The organism is Streptomyces sp. NEAU-YJ-81 (genome assembly GCF_017592595.1).
Lineage (GTDB): Bacteria > Actinomycetota > Actinomycetes > Streptomycetales > Streptomycetaceae > Streptomyces > Streptomyces hygroscopicus_B.
The window spans coordinates 25,896-47,005 of sequence record NZ_JAGFNO010000032.1 but is presented as its reverse complement, the minus strand read 5'-3'; the positions used below and the strand labels follow the sequence as shown (position 1 = coordinate 47,005).

General features: G+C 71.4%; 13 protein-coding genes. 4 read left to right on the top strand and 9 right to left on the bottom strand.

Annotated features, from left to right (window positions below; all coding sequences use genetic code 11):
* The first annotated feature begins 5 nt into the window (after positions 1-5).
* Positions 6-854, top strand: a complete 849-nt coding sequence (locus tag J5X86_RS52635; protein ID WP_208521762.1) for a CPBP family intramembrane glutamic endopeptidase — start codon at positions 6-8, stop codon at positions 852-854.
* Positions 855-899: 45 nt separating this feature from the next.
* On the opposite strand, the gene J5X86_RS41245 is transcribed toward J5X86_RS52635, so the two are convergent.
* The 8 genes from J5X86_RS41245 to J5X86_RS41210 all read right to left on the bottom strand — a co-directional run bounded on the left by J5X86_RS41245 (position 900) and on the right by J5X86_RS41210 (position 10,914).
* A complete protein-coding gene (locus J5X86_RS41245) occupies positions 900-2,021 on the bottom strand; it encodes a glycosyl hydrolase 53 family protein (protein ID WP_308124873.1) in 1,122 nt (373 codons plus the stop codon).
* Between the two features lie 233 nt (positions 2,022-2,254).
* Positions 2,255-3,394 carry a zinc-binding dehydrogenase gene (locus tag J5X86_RS41240; RefSeq protein WP_208521760.1) on the bottom strand — a complete coding sequence of 380 codons (1,140 nt, stop codon included), beginning with the start codon at positions 3,392-3,394 and terminating at the stop codon, positions 2,255-2,257.
* A complete protein-coding gene (locus J5X86_RS41235) occupies positions 3,391-3,693 on the bottom strand; it encodes a putative quinol monooxygenase (RefSeq protein ID WP_208521759.1) in 303 nt (100 codons plus the stop codon). The genes J5X86_RS41240 and J5X86_RS41235 overlap by 4 nt, the downstream gene beginning before the upstream one ends.
* 6 nt (positions 3,694-3,699) lie before the next feature.
* Positions 3,700-4,362: a glycerol-3-phosphate responsive antiterminator gene (locus J5X86_RS41230; RefSeq protein WP_208521758.1), complete on the bottom strand. Its 663-nt coding sequence runs from the start codon at positions 4,360-4,362 to the stop codon at positions 3,700-3,702.
* Between the two features lie 44 nt (positions 4,363-4,406).
* A complete protein-coding gene (locus tag J5X86_RS41225) occupies positions 4,407-5,960 on the bottom strand; it encodes an FAD-binding oxidoreductase (protein ID WP_208521757.1) in 1,554 nt (517 codons plus the stop codon).
* Entirely contained in the window at positions 5,957-7,630 is a 1,674-nt protein-coding gene (locus J5X86_RS41220; protein ID WP_208521756.1) for a glycerol-3-phosphate dehydrogenase/oxidase, read from the bottom strand. The genes J5X86_RS41225 and J5X86_RS41220 overlap by 4 nt, the downstream gene beginning before the upstream one ends.
* A 73-nt stretch (positions 7,631-7,703) precedes the next feature.
* Complete coding sequence (locus J5X86_RS41215) at positions 7,704-9,281, bottom strand: FGGY family carbohydrate kinase (RefSeq protein WP_208521755.1); 1,578 nt, start codon at positions 9,279-9,281, stop codon at positions 7,704-7,706.
* 202 nt (positions 9,282-9,483) lie between these two features.
* A complete protein-coding gene (locus tag J5X86_RS41210) occupies positions 9,484-10,914 on the bottom strand; it encodes an MFS transporter (RefSeq protein ID WP_208521754.1) in 1,431 nt (476 codons plus the stop codon).
* 399 nt (positions 10,915-11,313) lie between these two features.
* Between J5X86_RS41210 and J5X86_RS41205 the strand changes: the two genes are divergently transcribed.
* Positions 11,314-11,718, top strand: a complete 405-nt coding sequence (locus J5X86_RS41205; protein WP_208521833.1) for a nuclear transport factor 2 family protein — start codon at positions 11,314-11,316, stop codon at positions 11,716-11,718.
* A gap of 68 nt (positions 11,719-11,786) precedes the next feature.
* Here the strand turns inward: J5X86_RS41205 and J5X86_RS41200 are convergent, their stop codons facing one another.
* Positions 11,787-12,623, bottom strand: coding sequence for an SDR family NAD(P)-dependent oxidoreductase (locus J5X86_RS41200; protein ID WP_208521753.1), 837 nt, complete (start codon positions 12,621-12,623; stop codon positions 11,787-11,789).
* A gap of 102 nt (positions 12,624-12,725) precedes the next feature.
* Between J5X86_RS41200 and J5X86_RS41195 the strand changes: the two genes are divergently transcribed.
* Both J5X86_RS41195 and J5X86_RS41190 read left to right on the top strand, forming a co-directional pair.
* Complete coding sequence (locus J5X86_RS41195) at positions 12,726-13,538, top strand: helix-turn-helix domain-containing protein (protein ID WP_208521752.1); 813 nt, start codon at positions 12,726-12,728, stop codon at positions 13,536-13,538.
* Positions 13,539-13,991: 453 nt separating this feature from the next.
* Positions 13,992-21,107, top strand: coding sequence for a type I polyketide synthase (locus J5X86_RS41190; protein WP_208521751.1), 7,116 nt, complete (start codon positions 13,992-13,994; stop codon positions 21,105-21,107).
* Positions 21,108-21,110: the final 3 nt, after the last annotated feature.

The following is a 21,110-nucleotide window of genomic DNA, read 5'->3' as shown; positions in this document are numbered from 1 at the left end:
ACGATGTGCGGCACACCGTGCAGGTACAGCGTGCGGCACGCTGTGCGGTACAGTGTGCCGCCAGTGGCGCAGCCCAAGCCACCACATATGCGAACCACACCAATACAAACAACCCGTCGGAATATCCGACCCGCATGAGAGGAATTTCCATGATTCCCCAAGCCACTCCGACAGATGTGATCGGTGCGGAAAGGCAGCGACCCGGGTGGCCCGAGATACTCGCCGCCGCCGGCGCCTACATCCTGAGCTACCTCATCGGCCCGCCGATCGTCAGTGCGCTCACCGACGACGAGTCGGTCGCGAGCGGGCTGTCTCTCGCAGCGCTCTCCGGGATCATGGGCCTGCTCGCCTTCTTCGCCGCTTTCGCCATCCGTGTCCGCCCTTGGTCCGCGTTCAATGTCCGCGCTATCACAACTCGCTGGGTCTTCTTCTCACTCGGCTTCGGACTGCTCGCGTTCGTCCTGACCCGTGTAGTCGCCGCCGTCTTCGTGGCGATCGCCGGAAGCACGGACGGCGATCCGCAAGGCGACTACCACGACGCGGCCAACGCCGGTCCACTCGCCCTGACTCTGCAACTGCTGTTCATCGCCGTCCTCACTCCCATCGGCGAAGAGTTCGCGTTCCGAGGCGTGATCTCCACCGCGCTCACCAGGTACGGCCCATGGGTGAGCGTCATCGGCAGCACCGTCGTCTTCGCCTTGGCCCACGGCATCAACCTGGCTCTGATTCCGGCGCTCGTCGTCGGCGCGATCAACGGCATTCTGCTGGTGCGCACCAAGTCGGTGTGGCCAGGTGTCATCGTTCACGCGGTCAACAACGGCGTGGCAACCATCCTCGTCGTGCTGGCCGGCTAAAGGGTGCCCCGGCATCCGCGCGGAGTACAGGGCTCCTCGCCTCGGCTACGGGCTCCAGTTGACGTTCGGGTTCACATGGCCCGTCCAGTCGAAGAGGGCCATGTTGTCCCAGCCGTCTCCGCTGTTGTTGATGTCGGCCGGGTCCCAGCCGTTGCCAGGGACCGCGTACCAGGTCGGTTCCCAGTAGAAGACTCCGATCGCGCCGGCATCGCGGGCGGTGTTCTGCACATCGGTGAAGTTGGCGGCCTGGCCCTCCCAGGTGAGCGGGTAGCCCGAGCACCCGGAGGTGACCGAGTTGCCGGTGCTGTCCGCGTCCGCCGCGGTGAAGGGGTACGCCGTCTCGGCGAGGATCACATCCTTGCCGTACCGGGACTTCATGTCGGCGACCACGTTGTACATGGTGGACAACGAGCCATGCCACATGCAGTAGTAGGACAGCCCAGTGATGTCCCAGTTGACACCTTTGGCCTTGATCCCGTCGTAGAACCAGCGCGCGTGCGCGTCGCTGTCCGCGTTCGCCGTGTGAATGATGACCTTGGTGGCGCTGTCGCACGCCTTGGTCGCGTTGTAGCCCGCCTTGAGCAGCGTGCTGAGGTTGGTGAAGTCGTTATTGATCACCTTGCCGTCGTCCCACAGCATGCCGACGTTGATCTCGTTGCCGATCTGCACACTGTCCGGGGTGGTGCCCTGGGACTTGAGGCTGTTGCAGACGTCGTACGTGTAGTTGTAGACGTCGGTCTGCAACTGGCCGATGCCGTGGCCGGTCCAGGCCGCCGGCTTGTACTGCTTGCCCGGGTCGGCCCAGGTGTCCGAGTAGTGGAAGTCGATGAGCAGTTTGAGGCCCTTGGCCTTGACCGTCTTCGCGTACGCCAGCACCTTGGCCTTGTTGTTGTAGCCACTGGCGGGGTTGTTCCAGACCCGCAGGCGGACGTAGTTCACACCGGCACCCTTGAGGATGTCGAGCGGGTCCTTGGCGTTGCCGTTCGTGTCGTAGTACCTGGCGCCCAGTTCAAGAGCCCGCTGCGCGGTCGACACGTCGGCGCCGCGCATGCTGAGCGCGTTCGCGGCGGAAGCGCTCGGGGGCACGGAGAACATGGGCAGGGCCAGGGCGATCACCGTTGTGAACAAGGTGACCTTCAGTGTGCGGCCGGATCTGTGCGCGGTCACTCCGATCTCCTCCGGTCGAGATGTTGAAGCGGTTGGCTCCTTGGCGTGGCAGGACATCGCGCGTGTGCGGACTGAAGCTGTGAGCGCGCACGGTAATCGAGGCGAGAAGAAGTCTGAAGAGGCGAACGAACCGGGAACGGCCGCCGGAGGTCTGGCGCGGATCGCAGGCGCGCGGAGATCTGACGCATGGTGGCTGTGCGGGTGCGGGCGTTCTGCCGGCGCGGCGGGTGGGGTCAGACGTCCAGCATTCCCGATGTGTCGATGACCTGACGGATCGCCCGGCCCGAGGCCAGCTCCTCCATCGCCGTGTTGATGCCGGTCAGCGGCAGGGTGCCGGTGTGCATCCGCTCCACCGGCATCCGGCCCGCCCGCCACAGGTCCAGGAACCGGGGAATGTCGCGGCGTGGTACCGCGTCGCCCATGTACGAGCCCAGCAGGGACTTGCCCTCGCCCGCGAACGTCAGCGCCGGAACCTCCAGCACCCGGTCGGGGGCGGGCAGGCCCACCGAGACGGCCGTGCCGCCGCGGGCCACGGCCATCAGGCATTCGGCCATCACTTTCGGGCTGCCCACTGCCTCGACCGCCAGCTCGGCACCACCGGAAGTGAGGTCATGAACCGCCTCGACGGCTTCGCCGGGGGCGTAGGTGTGGGTTGCGCCGAGCTGGCGGGCCAGCGCGCGCTTCTCCGGTACCGGGTCGACCGCGATGACCGGGTACGCGCCCGCCGCGCGGGCACCCAGCACCGCGGCCAGGCCCACGCCGCCCAGGCCGTAGACCACCGCCGACTGGCCGGGGCGCAGGGACGCCGTGTTGATGACGGCTCCGGCGCCGGTCAGGACCGCGCAGCCGAACATCGACGCCACCGTGAACGGGATGTCCCGCGGTATCGGTACCACCGACTCCTGGGCCAGCACCGCGTGTTCGGAGAACGCGGAGACGCCAAGCTGATGGTGGACCGGGTTGCCGGAAGCGTCGGTCAGCAGGGACGGGCCGTGCAGCAGTGCTCCCGACCCGTTCGCCGCGGCGGCCTGTGCGCACAGGGCGGGCCGGCCGGCCGCGCAGTCGGCGCAGAAGCCGCAACTGGGCACGAAGACCAGGGCCACATGGTCACCGGGGCGGACCCGGGCGACGCCCGGTCCGGTCTCCCGCACGATGCCCACCGCCTCGTGCCCCAGCGCGATCGGCAGCGGGCGGACCCGGTCGCCGTTGACCACCGACAGGTCCGAGTGGCAGAGCGAGGCGGCCGCGATCCGGACCAGCACCTCGCCCTCGCGCGGGGCGCCCAGCTCCAGCTCCTCCACCTCGACCGGGCGGGTCTCGGAGTAGGGGCGGGCGGCCGATATGCCACGCAGCACCACCGCACGGGTCTTCATGCCCGCACCTGCGGACGCGGGGCGCAGCGCAGCACGTCGCGGCTGTCCAGCAGCGGGACGACCATGCCGAGCACGATCTCCTGAAAGTGCGGGGTGGCGCAGTGCGCGGTGAAGGCGGCTTCGGAGACGTACTCCTCGTACAGCACGATCGCCCGCGGGTCTTCGGTGCCCTGGTGGACGCGGTAGGCGAGGTTGCCCGGCTCTTGGCGGGACGCGGCGGCCACCGTGTCGAGCAGGGGGAGGACGGTGTTCTCCTCGCCCTCCTTGGTGCGGTAGCGGGCGACGACGACGTATGACATGGGGGCTTACTCCTGGGAGGGGGCGGCAGGCCGCTTCAGTGCGGAGGGCGGAACTGGCGGTAGCTGGTCGCGGCGCAGGTGCCAGAGGCGGGAGTCGGACGTGGCGGCGGCAACGGACCCGAGGGCCAGCGCGAGCGCCACGTCCGCGGGGGTTTCCACGAAGCCCGCGGCGACCGAGGGGGACATCGCGCGCTGTGCCCGCGCGGTCATCCGGCCGATGATCGGGGCGGGCATGATCTCGACCAGGTCCGGCGCCCCACGCGAGATCGCGTCCATGGAGCGGGACAGATTGGACCGGTCGGTGACGAACACCTTCATCATCGTCAGCAGGCCCAGCGGGCGGCCCTTCTCAATGAGGGAGAGCCGGGTGCTGACCACGCCGTGCGTGCCCAGGCTCTTGATGTAGTCCAGCGCGCCCCGGTCCTGAGCGAGACCGGGGCTGCTGTCCACGTTCACGAACACGGTCTTCCCCGCCCGGACCAGTGCCGGCACCACCTTGGGCAGCTGCCCCACGGTGAACGACGCGAGGATGCACACCTTGGCCGGTGCGGTCAGGAACTGCCGCAGCGGCTCGGTGCCGATCACCGACGCGACGACCGGCACCTCGGCGAAGACCGAGGCGAGCCGGGGCGCGAGTGGGGCACCGGAACGGGACAGGGAAGGGGCCATGGTGAAGACCTGTCTGGGGAAGGAGGGGGACGTGGCTGATCAGGTCAGTTCAGCGGGCTTGCGCCGAATCGACTGGGAAGGCCCAGCTTGCCAGGGTTGAGAATGCCCGTCGGGTCGAGGGCCTGCTTCACCGCGACGAACGTCGCGAAGCCCGCCCCGAGGGATTCCTCCAGGTAGGGGCCGCGCAGCAGACCGCAGCCGTGGTGGTGGCTGAGCGCCGCCGCGTGCTTGATCAGTACGGCGTTGGCCGCGTCCCACACCGAGCGGTACCAGTCGCGGCGGGACTCGGGCGCCACATCGCCGCGCAGCGAGAAGTAGACGCAGGCGCCGTCGGTGTACGCGTGGGACTGGTGGGCCGAGGCGGCCAGGGTGCCGGGCACCGACTGGATCGCGGCGACCACCTCGTCGTAGATCACCGGGAGGTCGGTCCAGGACGCGGCCATCTCCAGGGTGTCGGCGACGAAGCCCGGACCCGGCTTGAAGCCGTCGGCGGACTTGCCGACCAGCATCCGCTCGTCCAGCCAGCGCTCGAAGACCGCCTTGCTGTCCAGCTCGGGGCCGTACGCCGCGCAGACCTCGGTCGCCACCTTGATCGAGGCGTCGACGATGGCCGGGTCCCCCTCGTCGGCGATGAGCAGGAGGTTGGTCTCCGGGTGGCCGAAGTGGGTGCCGGACTCCAGGGTGTCGTACAGACGCAGGACGGCCGGGGTGGCACCGCGCTGCATGATCTTGCGGCAGGCGTCCAGGCCCTCCGCGAAGGTCGTGAAGCCGAATGCGACGGCGCCGGCGTACTCCGGCAGCGGATGGACCCGCAGGCGCGCCGAGACGATGACACCGAGGGTGCCCTCCGAGCCGACGAACAACTGGCGCAGGTCCGGGCCGACCGCGGCGCGGGCGTAGTCGCCGTACGTGGCGCGCGTACCGTCCGCGTGCACGACGTCGACACCGACGACCATGTCCTCGATCTTGCCGTAACGGGTGGAGAGCTGACCGGCGCCGCGGCAGGCGATCCAGCCGCCGACCGTGGAGACGGCGAAGGCGGACGGCCAATGGCCGGTGGTGACGCCGTACTCCTCCTGGAGTCGCTTCTCGAAGAGGTCTCCGAACATGCCGGCCTGGACATCCACGATGTTCGACTCGGCGTCGAAGCCGGTGATCTGGTTCATCCCGCAGACGTCCAGGACGACGCCGCCGAAGACGGGGAGCGCCGCGCCGGTGACGTTGGAGCGGCCCGCGGAGGGGGTGACCGGGACGCCGGTCTCGTGGCAGATCCGCAGCACGGCCGCGACCTGTTCCGCGTCGGCGGCCTCGACGATCACGGCGTTCGGGGTGGCGGGACGGCCCTCCGTCTCGCCGATCATCGAACCGGCCCACCAGTCACGGGTCCGGGTGACGACCTCGTCGCGGGAGGTGTGGACGGCGTGCGCTGCTGCGCGCAGCGCCTCGACCACGCTCTCGGGGACCTCGACCGGGTTCACCTGGAGCGCGGCCCCGCCCTCCCCGATCGGGGTGTTCCGCGCCCACCTGGCGGGGCTGGGGGCGCCGATCGTGTAGTCGCCCCGGTTGAACGGGTGGGTGATGGTCTGGCGGCTGATCATGCTGCTGCCCCTTCGAGGAGTACGGACTTTTCGTGGTGGACGGCTGCGAGGTACTCGGCGACCGAGCGCTCGACCTCGGCCTCCGTGAGGTTCAGTTCCTGGCCGAGGAGCGCGCCGACGGCCTCGGCGGCGTCGACGGAGGCGTCCCGGGCGAACAGCCGGGCGCGCGTCCGGCGGGAGAGCACGTCGTCGACCGAGCGGGCAAGTTCGGCGCGGGCCGCGTACACGACCTCGGCCTTGGTGTACGGGAGTCCCGCCACGATCGGCTCGGCCAGCGCCGGATCGTCCTGGATCAGATCGCCGACGAAGCGGGCCTCGGTGCCGAAGCGCTCACCCAGGTGCGCGGCCACGCCACCGGACGCGGCGACGGCTTCGGCGTCGTAACCGGCGCCGCCGAGCAGCGGGAGGTCGGTGGTACGGCTCTTCCCCCTGCGGCCGAGGACCGTCATCACCTTGTTGATGACGAGCTCGCCCATGTGCCGGCTGGTGGTGAGCTTGCCGCCGGTCACCGTCACCATGCCGGTGCGGCCGACGGTGATGTGGTGGTCGCGGCGCATGTCGAGCGTCGCGCCCTCGCCGCCGCCCACCAGCGGACGCAGACCGCCGATGGAGCCGATCACATCGTCCGGGGTGAGCTTCCCCTCGAAGGCGGTGTTGGCCCCCTCCAGCAGGAAGTCCATCTCCTCACGGGTGCAGTGCACATCATCCCGGGAGCCCTGGTAGTCCTCGTCCGTGGTGCCCAGCACGACGCTGTTGCCCCAGCGGGTGCAGGTCGCGCGGCGGGCCCGGCCCGGGATCGGCACGGTCACCGTGCAGTTGATCCGCACCTTGTCCCAGGGCACCACGATGTGAACACCCTTGGCCGGGCGGACCTGCGGCCGGTGACCGTCGTCCGCCTTCGCGTCGAGCTCGTCGGTCCACACCCCGGTGGCGTTGACAACGGCCCGCGAGCGGATGTCGAAGGTGTCGCCGTCCGCCGTGACCCGGGCACCGGCCACCCGTTCCGTCTCCATCAGCAGACCCTCGGCCTTGGCACCGTTGAGGATCGTCGCACCGAGCGCGGCGGCGGTGCGGACGATGGTCAGGACGAGCCGGGCGTCATCGGCACGGGCATCGAAGTACATCAGCCCGCCCCTGAGGTTCTCCGCGCGCAGGGTCGGCGCCTGCGCGAGGACCTCGGGGACGGTGAGCCGCTGGTGGAGCTTGCCGATCCGCCAGCCGCCGACCAGGTCGTACGTCCACAGCAGACCCTCGAAGCCCTTGGCGAGGCGGGCGTCGAAGATGCCGTCCTTCTCCAGGATCGGGAAGAGGAACGGCAGCCGGTGTACCAGGTGCGGGGCGTTCTTCCGGAAGCGGTGGCGCTCCAGAAGCGAGTGGCGGACCAGGTTGACGTTGCCCTGCTCGATATAGCGCAGGCCGCCGTGCACCATCTTCGAGGACTTCGACGAGGTGCCGGAGGCGAAGTCGTCCTTCTCGATCAGGGCTGCGCGCAGCCCGCGCGAGGCGGCGTCGAGCACGGCGTACGCCCCGGTGATGCCGCCGCCGATGATGAGCACGTCGTAGGTGTCGTCGGCCAGTTGGCGCTTGATGGCGGCCCGGTCGAGCAGCAGCGGCGTCCGACGGGTCGCCGCGGCGGCGCGCCGCGGTTTCCGGGCGGGCATGGTGATCACAACATCAACTCCTGGTGTTTCGGTACGGCGGCCGCGTGGTCGGCGGGCCACCGGTGCGACGGTCGGTGGGCCGTCAGCGGGGGGTGTGCGGTTCGGGCGGGCCCTCCCGCAGGGGGAGCAGCGCGGGGTCGTCGAGGTGGGCGATCAGCACGTCGCGCCAGGCGGCCCGCTGCTCGGTGCGTTCGGCCGCCGTGATCGCGGGCTCGAAGATCCGGCCGTGCGGCTGCGCCTCGACGACCTCTTCGAGCGAGGGCCACAGGCCCTGGGCGACGCCCGCCAGATAGGCGGTGCCGCGCAGGCTCGCGGTGGCGGAGTCGGCGACCCGCTCCAGTGGCAGGCCGGTCAGGTCGGCCTGGATCCGCAACAGCGGGTCGCTGCCGGAGACGCCGCCGCCGACCCGGAGCCGGGTGAACGGCGTACCCATGGTGTCGGCGACCCCGTCGATCAGATCGCACACCGAGTGCGCGATCCCGTCGAGCACGGCGCGGGCGAGATCGGCGCGAGTGGTGGCGAGAGTGAGCCCGGTGAGGGACGCGGTGGCCTCCGGGTGCCAGACCGGCGTACGGACCCCGGCGAGCGCCGGGACGAAACGCGGGGTGCGGCCCGGCCGGGTGGGGACCCGGCCCGCTTCCTCACCGAGCTCCTTCGGCGACGCGAACAGGCCCAGATCGTCACAGAGCCAGCGCAGCGCCGAACCCACGGTGGAGGTGTATGCCTCCAGGCTGTAGTGGCTGATGTCGCCCTGCCGCCGGCCGGGCTGGGCGAGCACCCCGGAGATGTCCGGCCGGGGCAGGGCGGGCGTGGTGCCGGTCGCCGCGTCGACGAAGGCGCCGGTCCCGTACATGCACATGCTCTGCCCGACGGCGAGACCGCCGAGCGCGACGAGTGCGGCGTGCTGGTCGCCCATGGAGGCGGCGAGCGGGACGGCGATCCCGAGGGCGGCCGGGTCGGTGGTACCGAATCCGGTGTCGTCGGAGCGGAGCTCCGGCAGCAGGTCGAGAGGGAAACCGAGGTGGCTGATCCATGCCTCGTCCCAGGCGTGCCGCTCCAGCAGATAGCCACCGGTGGATGCGGCGTTGGTCGGCGTGGTGGCGTGGACGGCGCCGCCGGTGAGGCGCCAGATCAGCCAGGTGTCGACGGTGCCGAAGAGCAGCCGGCCCTGGCGGTGCGCGGCGGCCACCTCGGGGTGCTCGGCGATCTGCCGGGCGGCCCAGAGGAACGGGGCGCGGGCGCCGACCGGCCGGCCCTGCCGGGCCAGCAGGACGGCGCCCCACTCCGCCTCGTAGGCGGTGAGCTCATGGGCGTACCGGCGGTCCTGCCACACCACCGCGGGCAGTAGCGGCTGCCCGGTGACGCGGTCCCACAGCATCGCGGTGGCCCGCTGGGTGGAGAGCGCGACGGCGGTGATCTCGATGCCGTCCTCGCGTGCCCCGCCGACGGCCCGCCGCGCCACCTCGAGGGTGGCGGTCCAGATCTCCATCGGGTCCTGCTCGACCGAGAGGTCATTCGGATGGCTGACCTTGATCGGCCGGTAGAACACCTCGTGGGTGGCGCCCGAGTCGAGGACGACTCCGGCCCTGGTGCCAGTGGTGCCCTCGTCGATGGACAGCACACCACGCCGTGGGGCGGCGCCGGGGAACGTCTGGGTCATGGCAGCTCTTTCATTCGAGCACCGCGAGCGAGCCGTGCGAAGGGATGCGGAGGGGACGGATGCGGAGGGGAGGGATGCGGAGGGGAGGGATGCGGAGGGGAGGGATGCGGAGGGGAGGGAGGAGGAGGGGAGGGGACCACCGCGCGGTGCGCCAGGTCCGATGGTGGATCAGGTCCGGCGGTGGGTCAGGTCCGGCGGTGGGTCAGCGAGCCGTCACGGAGAGCGCCGCAGTGGCGTCGCGGTCCTGCCCGGCGACCTCGTCGGGCGAGGCGGCCTTCATCGGGTCCCACTTGATCACCAGGCAGGTGATCAGGCCGAGCAGCGGCACGACGGACAGCGTCAAGAAGGTGTCGGCGAGTCCGAGCGAGTCCTTGATCTGCGGGAAGACATACAGACCGGCGACACTGCCGAAGCTGCCGACCATCCCGGTGACACCGGTGCCCAGGGCGCGGACATCGCTGCTGTACGAGAGCGCCGCGATGGACTTGCCGTTGGCCCCTGGGCCCGCGGAGTGGCAGAGGATGAACAGCACCGGCAGCAGGAACGCCACGGCCGTGGGCACCTTCTCGAAGGTTAGTCCCATCGCCACCAGGGCCACGAAGACCCCGGCGAAGCCGGCAGCGGAGCTGAGCCGCAGCCCGAGGCGGCGGCCGAAGAACGCGGACAGCAGCCCGCCCGCGATACCGAAGGCGTTGAAAACCATCGAGCCGATGGTGGCCTTCTCGAAGCTCTCGCCGAAGATCGTCAGGCTGATCAGCGGGAGGTACCAGCCGACCGCGAAGTACTGCATCGACTGCCCGAGCGAGATCACCGACGAGAGGATCGTGCGCGGCAGGTACTCGCCCTTGAACAGCAGCCCGGTCTGGCGGAACCCGACGACCGGTGCCTCAGCCGCGGTGCGGGCCATCGTGTCGGGCGTATCGACGACTGCCTTGATCCCGTAGATCCGGTCCAGGTTGGTGACGGACTCGTCCAGCCGGCCCTTGCTGGCCAGCCAGGTGGGACTCTCCTTGAGCATCAGCGCCTGGCTCAGCAGCAGCGCGACGGCGAAGACCGCGGCCGAGCCGACCGACCAGCGCCAGATGTCCGAGCCGACATCCAGGTTGAAGAAGAGCAGGGCCAGGGCGAGGTTGCTGGTGGTGGCGACGTACCAGACGGCTTGCCACAGGTTGAGCCGGCCGCCCAGCTTCGCGGGCGTGTACTCGGCGAGCAGCGCCATGGCGACCGCGAAGTCGATGCCGTACGCGACACCCACCAGGACCCGGCCGAGCCAGACGACGGTGAAGTCACCGGCGAAGGCGGCGAGCAGGGCGCCCGCGATGGCGAACACCTTGGCGATGAGCAGCGGGGGGACGCGGCCGATGCGGGTGGCGAGCCAGCCACCGAGAGGGTTGAAGATGATGGCCAGCGCTGGAGCAGTGGCCGTGAGGATCGAGACTTGGGTGCTGGTGAGCTCCATCTGGGTGGTCATGGGCCCCAGACCGGCGCTCAGCGCCGCGTTCGAGTAGGCGTCGAGGAACAGTCCGCCGAACACGAGGAACCAGATGATCTGCGCCCGACCGGTGATCTTTCCCAGCCCATCGATGAGCGCAACGACATCGGCGACGCCTTTGACGCTCGGACGTTGTGCCATGAATCCGCCTTCGAGGAAGACCTACCGGCGGCACGGGGAGCACAGAAACAGGCACGACGAAGCCACCGACAGGTGGTCTATGTCTGTGCCTGCCAAAAACTGCGGAGAGCGCCGCAGCGCGTGAACTGCTGGAACTGCCGATTACGCTGCAGCGAGATTAGGAACCAGCCATGAGGAACGTCAAGGGTTTCGGCCAGGTTACCGAAACGTGACGGCCTGGGCTTCAGGGGGGCCTGCGGGAGCCGGAGGGGCTGCCGACGGATCCAGGGCGAACTCATCCGGCTCGGACACCCGGTCGGCTCCGGCCAAAGGGAGGACTTGGCAGCCCAGGTCCGCCTGGCCTCGGGGCGGCTGTGGCCTGGAGTGCCTAGGCTGTCACCGCTGCGGAAGGGCGGTGCCATGGATACTGACTCCCGGACCAGGGCCGCGATCGAGGAGCATTGGCGAGCCTCGGAACGCGGGAACACCGAAGCCGAGCACGCCATCTACGCCACGGACGCGATCCTGGACTACCCGCAGTCAGGTGAGCGGTTCCGGGGCCGAGCGACAATCTCGGCGCAGCGCGGCGGGCACCCTGCCGACCGACACTTCACCGTCCAGCGGATCACCGGCCATGCGAATCTGTGGGTGAGCGAATGCCTCATCACCTACGACGGTGTGCCTTCGTATTCGGTGAGCATCATGGAATTCGCCGACCAGCACGTGGTGCACGAGACGCAGTACTTCGCGGACCCCTTCGGCGCGCCGGCCCGGCGGGCCGCGCTCGCGGAGCCGATGCCGGGCCGGACCATCGCCGGAGCCTGATCCTTGGCCTCGCTCGGGTCAGTCGGGTGACCCGCCTGTCACTGTGTTGCCACGGCACCGCAGTCACGCTATGTCGATGCGTGGGTGAGCTCGTGGGCCCGCTGCCACAGCCGGGCAGCGAGATCCGGGTCCGCGGCGGGGGCACGCAGTGGCTCCGGCTCAAGCCGGTTGTAGAAGACGTTTCTCAGTTTGCCGCGGTCGGTGGTGGCGATCTTGATGATGGGCTCGGCGCCCTCCTCCGGTGACCGCGTCAGGCGCCGACCGATCAGGCTTGCCTTTGCTGCCGTGATCAGTGCGGAGTCGCGGTCGAGGCCGGAGCGGACGGTGCCGGGGTGGAACGCGACAGCGGTCATGGTGTCCGGTGCCCGGCGGTTGATCTCGGCGGCATGCACGACACTTGCCAGCTTCGAGGCGTTGTACGAGCGCATCTGTGCGTACCGGCGCCGATTCTGGTCCAGATCGTCCGGGTCGAGCTTGCCGAACCGGTAGAGACTGGAGCCGGTGTTGATGACAAGGGCGGAGGGGGCCCGCAGGAGCTTCTCCCGGAGAAGCGATGTCAACAGGAAAGGAGATAGGAAATTGACCTGCACCGTCAATTCATGACCGTCTGGCGTCGTTTGCCGCTTAGGCGAAACGATACCGGCGTTGTTGACCAGGATGTCGATCCGCGGAATGCGGGAGATCAGGTGCTGAGCGAGTTCGCGCACTTCGCTGAAGCGCGCGAAGTCCGCGGGAAGGGCGGTGCCGCCGACTTCGTCGGCGACGGCGCGGGTTCTGCTCACCGCGCGGCCCACGACGACGACGGACGCACCCATCGCGGCCAACTGCCGTGCCGCGGCCGCGCCGACGCCGGAACTGGCGCCGGTGACGACGGCGGTCAGGCCGTCAAGTGTTTCTGCTGCCATGGACCGGACGCTAGGTCCCGCGTTGCGGCTGAGGAAGTGAGCCGTGACCCTGGTGCTGTCGGCACCAGGGTCCGGGGCTCGTTCCGGCTTACTCTTGCCCTCATGGATGACCGCACCGTGAATCTGCTCGGCGATTATCTGCGGGCTCGTCGCGAGGTACTGCGTCCTGCGGATGTCGGCCTTCCTGAGAGCGCACGTCGGCGCGTGCCCGGCCTGCGCCGCGAGGAAGTCGCGACGCTCTCCGGTATCAGTGTGGATTACTACCTCGGTCTGGAACAGGGACGTGACCGGCGGCCGTCCGCGGAGATCCTCCGGGCGCTCGCTCAGACTTTACGGCTCGACGCATCCGCGACCACGCACTTGTTCGCGCTCGCCCATTTCGTCCCGGGTTCGCGCGGGCGTGCTCACCGTCATCGGGTTTCTCCCACCTTGGCCCGGCTGATCGACTCCTGGCCGGCGACGCCCGCGTTCGTGCAGACCCAGACGTTCCTGGTGCTGGCGGCGAATCCGCTGGCCCAGGCCCTCTCGCCCGCGCACACACCGGGGACCAACCTCCTGCGGACCGTGTTTTTGGACCCGGACACCTTCCCGGTCGAACCGGATCCGCGTCAGGACTTCGTGGCCTGCCTGCGCGGGCTGGCCGGCGCGGAGGTCGACGATCCGGATCTGGCGGCCCTGGTAGGCGAATTGTCCATGCGCAGCGAGAGCTTCCGACGTCTTTGGGCCAGGCACGATGTCCGGGGTCGCACCAATGGCAGGGCTACGATCGCTCACCCGCGGGTCGGTACCCTCACGCTCGATCTCGAACGGTTTCTCGTGCCCTCCGCACCGGGCCAGCAACTGGTGGTCTATTCCGCAGAGCCGGACAGCCCGTCACATAAGGCACTGCAACTGCTCGCGGAATTGGCCGACTGACCCGTTTCCTGGCCGACGGCGATCCCTTTGCTTTCCCGCCAAGTGCATCCGCCCTCACCTCCGTCGGCGAGTGAAGTGGCCGCAAGACGGCCGCTGCCTTGGAGGTTGGCGCCCTGGACGGGGGCTCGCTGTGCGTTCGCTACGGAGAGTGTGTGACCCCGGTGGCGGTGGGGTGTTGGGCCGGAAAATCGCGTGATCTGCCGCACATTTCGGTGAGTTTATTGCGACGCCTGTGTTTCTGTCACATGACGCATTCACGTGGCTGGCACTCCCGCGTCGTGCGGTGTTTCAGTGAATGCCTTGGGGCGGTATCCCGCGTGCGTAGTTTTCGGTATTCAAAAGGGGATGGTCTGCATGAAGGGGAGTGAGTGGTCACTCTCAGCGACAGGTTGACCGCCTGTCAATGACCCCAGTTGACTACCGATCATCACTCTCCCCCCACAGAGGACTCTCATGCGGACGCTTGCCACCCCTGCGCCGTCAGAGGCATCGGTAGACGCCGTCCTCGCGGTCAACCCGCTGCATCGCCCCTCGCCCCGCCTCACCGCCGCGGCCGGCCGGGCAGGCGCCCTCGGCGTGCTCGAACTGTCCGAGCGTCGCCGCGATGCCATCGAGGCTCTGCGTCGTACCGCCCGCTGGTCCGGCGGCCGTCCCTTCGGGGTCCGGGTCCGTCCTGGCTGCCCGCTCGGCGTCGCGGACCTTCCCGAGGGCGCCACGACCGTGCTGCTCGCCGACCCCGCACGGACCGCCGCCGACTTCCCCGGGCGCCGCGTGCTCGTCGAGGTCACCAGCCTCGCCGGAGCCGCCGACGCCGTTCACGCCGGCGCCGCCGGGCTGCTGCTGCGCGGCAGCGAGTGCGGCGGCAGGGCCGGTGAGCTGAGCACGTTCGTCCTGCTGCAAGGGGTTCTCGCCGACCCGGGGATCGCCGTGCCGGTCTGGGCGTGGGGCGGCATCGGCCCGCGCACAGCCGCCGCCGCGGTCGCCGGTGGAGCGGCGGGCGTGGTGCTCGACGTCCAACTCGCGCTGCTCGACGAGGCCGAACCGGATGCCGAGACCATCGAGGCACTCGGCTCGCTGGACGGCTCCGAGAGCGTCCTCGTCGACGGGGTGCGGTTCCTGCGCCGCCGCGGGCCGCAGGCCCCCGAGCAGCCCGCCGACAGCGCCACCGCCGAACGCGCCTTCGCCGCCACCGATCCCCTGCGGCGCCTCCTGCCGGTCGGTCAGGACGGCTACCTCGCCGCTTCCTTCGCCGCCCGCTCCGCCACCGCCGCCGAGGCGGTCCGAAGGGTCCGCGACGCGATCGGCCGGGCCACCGTCGGCGAGCGGGCCGCCACCGCGCTGGCCGAGGACTCCGCCGGGGCCCGCGCGCTCGGCACCCGCCTGCCCGTCGCCCAGGGCCCGATGACCCGGGTCAGCGACGAGCCCGCGTTCGCCGCCGCCGTGGCAGCCGACGGCGCCCTGCCCTTCCTCGCCCTCGCCCTCGCCGACGCCGCGCGCTCCCGGGCCATGCTGGAGCGCACCCGGGACTCGCTGCCCGAGGGCGCCTCCTGGGGCGTGGGCATCCTGGGCTTCGCCGACGAGCAGGTCAAGGAGGCCCAGCTCGCCGTCGTCCGGGAGCTGAAACCCACGCACGCCGTCATCGCGGGCGGCCGTCCCGCACAGGCCGCCGCGCTGGAGGCGGAGGGCATATCGGCCTTTCTGCACGTGCCCTCGCCGGGGCTGCTGCGGCAGTTCCTCGCGGCGGGTGCCCGCAAGTTCATCTTCGAGGGCGCCGAGTGCGGCGGCCACATCGGGCCCCGCAACAGCTTCCCGCTGTGGGAGGCGCAGACCGAGGTGCTGCGCGAGTTCCTCGCCGAGCAGGGCCCCGCGGCGGCCACGGAGCTGACCGTGCTCTTCGCGGGCGGCATCCACGACGCCCGGTCGGCCGCCATGGCCGCGACCGTCGCCGCCCCGCTGACCGAGGCGGGCGCCGCCTTCGGCGTGCTGATGGGCACCGCCTATCTGGTCACCGCCGAGGCGGTCGGCGCGGGCGCCATCCGGCCGCTCTTCCAGCGGCGGGTCCTCGCCGCCGACCGCACCGACCTGCTGGAGACCGCGCCGGGCCACGCCACCCGGTGCGCGGCCAGCGAGGTCACCCGCGACTTCGCCGCGCTGCGGGACGAACTCACCGCCCAGGGCGTGCCGGACCGCGAGGTCTGGGAGCACTTGGAGCGGTTCAACGTCGGCCGGCTGCGCATCGCCTCCAAGGGCGTTGAGCGGGTCGGGGACGAACTGCGCGCGGTGGACGAGGAACGCCAGGGCGCCGAGGGCATGTTCATGGCCGGCGAGGTCAGCGTGCTGCGCGCCGAGGTCACCACCATCGCGGCTCTGCACCGGGAGGTGACCGAGGGCGCCGCCGCCTGGCTCGCCGAGCGCGTCGTCACCGTCCCCGCCCCGGCCGCCGAGGAGGCACCCCCGCCGCTGCGCGTCGCCGTGATCGGCATGGCCGCGATGTTCCCCGGCGCCCGCGACCTGGGCGAGTTCTGGGCCAACGTGGTGTCCGGCACCGACAGCATCACCGAGGTGCCCGCCGAACGCTGGGACCCCGAGCTGTACTACGCGCCGGACGGTGACGGCGAACGCACCCCCTCCCGCTGGGGCGGCTTCCTGCCCCGGATCCCGTTCGACCCGCTGAGCTACGGCATCCCGCCCGCCTCGCTGCCCAGCATCGAACCCGTGCAGTTGCTCGCCCTGGAGGCCGCCCGGCGCGCACTCGCCGACGCCGGCTACCAGGGGCCGGAAGCCGACCACCGCCGCACCTCGGTGATCTTCGGCGCCGAGGCGGGCAGCGACCTGGCCAACGCCTCCACCCTGCGCACCGTGCTGCCCGCCTACGTCGGCACGCTGCCGCCCGGACTGGAGGAGCAACTGCCGAAGCTGACCGAGGACTCGTTCCCCGGCATGCTCGCCAACGTCATCGCGGGGCGCATCGCCAACCGGCTCGACCTCGGCGGCGCCAACTACACCGTCGACGCGGCCTGCGCCTCCTCGCTCACCGCCGTCGACGCCGCCTGCAAGGAACTCGTCACCGGCACCAGCGACCTGGTCCTGTGCGGCGGCGCCGACCTGCACAACGGCATCAACGACTACCTGCTCTTCTCCTCGGTGCACGCGCTGTCGCCCTCCGGCCGCTCGGCCACCTTCGACACGAGCGCGGACGGCATCGCCCTCGGCGAGGGCGTCGCCTGCGTGGCCCTCAAGCGCCTGGCCGACGCCGAACGCGACGGCGACCGGATCTACGCGGTGATCGACGGCGTCGGCAGCGCCAGCGACGGCCGTGGCCTCGGCCTGACCGCGCCCCGCCCCGAAGGCCAGCGCGCCGCCCTGACCCGCGCCTACACCAACGCCCGGATCTCCCCGGCCGAGGTCGGCCTGATCGAGGCGCACGGCACCGGCACCGTCGTCGGCGACCGCACCGAACTCGCCACCCTCACCGAGGTGTTCCGGGAACACGGGGCCGAACCCGGCTCCTGCGCCATCGGCTCGGTCAAGTCGCAGATCGGGCACACCAAGTGCGCCGCCGGACTGGCCGGACTGATCAAGACCACCCTCGCGCTCTACCACGGCGTCAAGCCGCCCACCCTGCACCTCGGCAACCCCAACCCGGCTTGGGAGGCGGACACCAGCCCCTTCGCCTTCCACACCTCCACCGCCCCCTGGGCCGTCGAACCGGCCGACCGGATCGCGGGCGTCAGCGCCTTCGGTTTCGGCGGCACCAACTTCCACGTCGTCCTGCGCGCCCACGACCAAGCGCCCGCCGCACACGCCCTGGACGCCTGGCCGGCCGAGCTGTTCACCTTCCGCGGCCGCGAGGAGCAGGCCGCCGTCAAGGCGGTCCGCGCCCTGCTCGCCCTGATCGACCAGGACGGCGGCCACAGCCGCCTGCGCGACCTCGCGCGCCACGCCGCCCACCGCAGCGACCAGGCCGCCGTGCGCGGCGAACCCGTACTGATCGCGGTGGTCGCCCGCTCGTCGGCCGAACTGCCAGAGCTGCTGCGCCGGGCCGCCGAGGGCGAACACGCCCCCGCCGACGGCATCCACCTCGCCCGCGCCGTGCCGCGGGAGGTCGCGGAGGGCCGGCTCGCGCTGCTCTTCCCGGGTCAGGGCAGCCAGCGCCCCGGGATGCTCGCGCCGCTCTTCGCGGCTTTCCCCGGACTCCACCGCCACCTGCACCTCGGCGCCCGCTGGGCCGACGCGCTCTTCCCGCCGGCCGCGCTCGACGCCGAGGCCGCGGCCCGCACCCAGGCCCGGATCACCGACACGGCCGTGGCCCAGCCCGCCCTCGGCATCACCGCGCTCGCCGCCACCGAACTGCTCAGCTCGCTCGGCGTGCGCCCCGCGATGGGCGGCGGCCACAGCTACGGCGAACTCGCCGCGCTCGCCGCCGCCGGAGTGTTCACCCCCGACGAACTGCTCGCCGCCAGCGCCGCCCGCGCCGAGGCCATCCTCGGCCGGGTCCCGGAGGGCGACGCGGGAACCATGGCCGCGGTCGGTGCCTCCGCCGACCAGGTCGAGGAGGTGCTGCGCCTCGCGGACCTGTCCGGGGACGTGGTGGCCGCCAACCACAACTCGCCCACCCAGACGGTCATCTCGGGCCCGAGCGAGGCGATCGCCGCCGCCGTCGCCCAACTGAAGGACGCCGGATACAGCGCCAAGCCGCTGAGCGTGGCCTGCGCCTTCCACAGCCCGCTGCTCGACGGCGCGGGTGAGGACTTCGGCACCCACCTCGCCGGACTGGACCTGCCGGCCCCGGCCTTCCCGGTCTGGGCCAACCGCACCGCGGCCCGCTACCCCGACGACGCCGAGGGCATCCGCGCCGAACTGACCGCCCAGCTCGGCTCCCCGGTCCGCTTCGCCGAACAGATCGAGGCGATGTACGAGGCAGGCGCCCGGGTCTTCGTCGAGGGCGGGCCCGGCCGGGTGCTCAGCCGCCTGGTGGCGGACGTGCTCGGGGACCGCCCGCACCGCACCGTGCCGCTGGAGGACGGCCGCGACGGCGGACTGCCCGCCTTCCTGACCGCGCTCGCCCAACTCGCCGTCAGCGGCACGGAGCTGCGCACCCGGCCGCTGTTCACCGGCCGCGACACCGTGGACCCGGCTACCGCCAAAGCCGTCCGGCGGGCCGGTTTCACCGTCGACGGCCACCTGCTGCGCCGCGCCGACGGCGCCTTCCCGCCGCACGCCCTGCTCCCCGCCCGACCCGTGACGGAGTTCACCGTGTCCGACCCGCGTCACCTCCCCGCGCCGGCCGCCGGTCCCGAAGCGCTGATCGCGGAGTTCCTCCGCAGCAGCCGGGAGATGGTCTCCGCCCAGCGCGACGTCCTGCTCTCCTACCTGGGAGCACCCGAACTTCCGCCCGGGACAACGCGGTCGACCACGCAGGCGATACCCGCGGCACACATCGTCCCGGCCGTCACCACGTCGTTGCCCGTCGCCCCGGGGCCCGTCACCGCGCCCGCCGCCGCGCCGGGTACCTCGGTCCTGGACACCGTTCTCGAAGTGGTCGCGGGGCTCACCGGCTACCCGGTGGACATGCTGGAGCCGGATCTCGATCTGGAGGCCGATCTCAGCATCGACTCCATCAAGCGGGCCGAGATCGCCGGTGAACTGGCCGCCCGGCTGGGCGTCGCCGCCGAGGGAGGCGAGCAGTTGGAGGAGCTGAGCGGCGTCCGTACCGCCGAGGGCATGGCCTCGCTCCTCGCCGCCCGGCTCGGCACTCCCGCCGCCGTCCCGTCCACCGCGCCCGCCTCCGCCGCGGCAGCGGCAGGCGCCTCGGCCCGTGACGTGCCGGTCCTGGACACCGTTCTCGAAGTGGTCGCGGGGCTTACCGGCTACCCGGTGGACATGCTGGAGCCGGATCTCGATCTGGAGGCCGATCTCAGCATCGACTCCATCAAGCGCACCGAGATCGTCGGCGAACTCGGCGGCCGGCTCGCCCTGGACACCGCCGGGGCGGACCTCGAAGCGCTCAGCGGCGCCCGTACCGTCGCCGCGCTCAGCGCACTCCTGGAGACAGCCCTCGGCTCCGTTCCGGCGCCCGCCGAGGCCCCCACCCCCACTCTCGCCGTCGACGGACCACGCCCGGAGATCACCGCCCCGCAGCGGCTGCTGTTCACCGAACACGTCCTCGAACCGGTCACCGCCCGCCCGGAGCCCGGCCACCGGGTACAGCTCCTCGGCGGCGGCGAGACCGCCACCGAGCTGTCCGCGCTGCTGGCCGAGGCCGGCGTCGAGACCGAGCTGGTCCCCGACGGCGAAACGCCCGCCGTGGGCGATGAGACGGTGGTGCACCTGACGCCGCTGGACGCCGAAGGACCCGTCCTGCCCGCAGCCTTCGCCCTCTACCAGCGGGTCCTCGCCGCCGGGCCGCGTCGCCTGCTCGCCGCCGACCGGCGGGGCGCCGGGGCGCCCAGCGGGCTGCGCGGCTTCTTCCGCACGGTGGCCCGCGAGTACCCCGAGACCCACGCCACACTGGCCGAGATCCCCGACGCGGCGAGCGCCGCCGAGGCCGCCCGCGCCCTCTTCGCCGAACTCGCCGCCCCCGAGCACGAGCCGGTGGTCCTGCTGGACCAGGGCGGCGGGCGCCGCGCCCTGCGCCTGGCGCTCACCCCGCTCGGCTCGATCGCCACCAGCGGCGCCGGACCGGCGGGTGACGGCGTCGCCGAGGCCGAGGCCGTCGGGCTCGACCGTGAGTCGGTGGTCCTCCTGGTCGGCGGCGCCCGGGGCATCACCGCCCGCTTCGCCCGCACCCTCGCCGCCGCGGCCCGCTGCCGCCTGGTCCTCTTCGGCCGCACTCCGGAACCCGCGGCCGCCGAGGACCCGGCCACGGCCGGTGCCACCGACCGTGCCTCGCTGCGCGGCGCCCTGCTCGCCGCGAAGCTCACCACCACTCCCGCCGATACCGAACGCCGGGTCTCGGCGATCCTCGCCGAGCGCGAGGTACGCGCCACCCTGGCCGCCCTGCGAGAGATGGGCGGTGAGGTCGAGTACCAGCGGGTGGACGTGACGGACACGGAGGCCGTCGGCGCCGCGGTCAAGGAGGTGTACGCCCAGTACGGACGGCTCGACGGGCTGGTCTACGCCGCCGGGCTCATCGAGGACAAGCTGATCGCGGAGAAGACCCCGGAGTCCTTCGCCCGGGTCTTCACCACCAAGGCCGACGGCGCCCGCACCGTCCTCGACGCGGTGGACCGGCTGCCGGTGAGCCCACGCTTCGCCGTTCTCTTCGGCTCCATCGCCGCCGCCCTCGGCAACCGCGGCCAGAGCGACTACGCCGGCGCCAACGACGCCCTGGAGGAACTGGGCCGCCGCTGGTCCGGTGCCGAGCGGCGCGGTCTGACCGTGCACTGGGGCCCCTGGGCCGCCTCCGAGACCGGCGGCGGCATGGTCGGCCCGGAGCTGATGCGCTCCTACGCGGCCCGCGGCATCAAACTGATCGACCTGGAGGAAGGCCCGCTCAGCCTGTTGCGCGAACTCGCCTATGGCGCCCCGGACGAGCACACCGTCGTCCTGACCGCCTCCGGCTGGTGAACA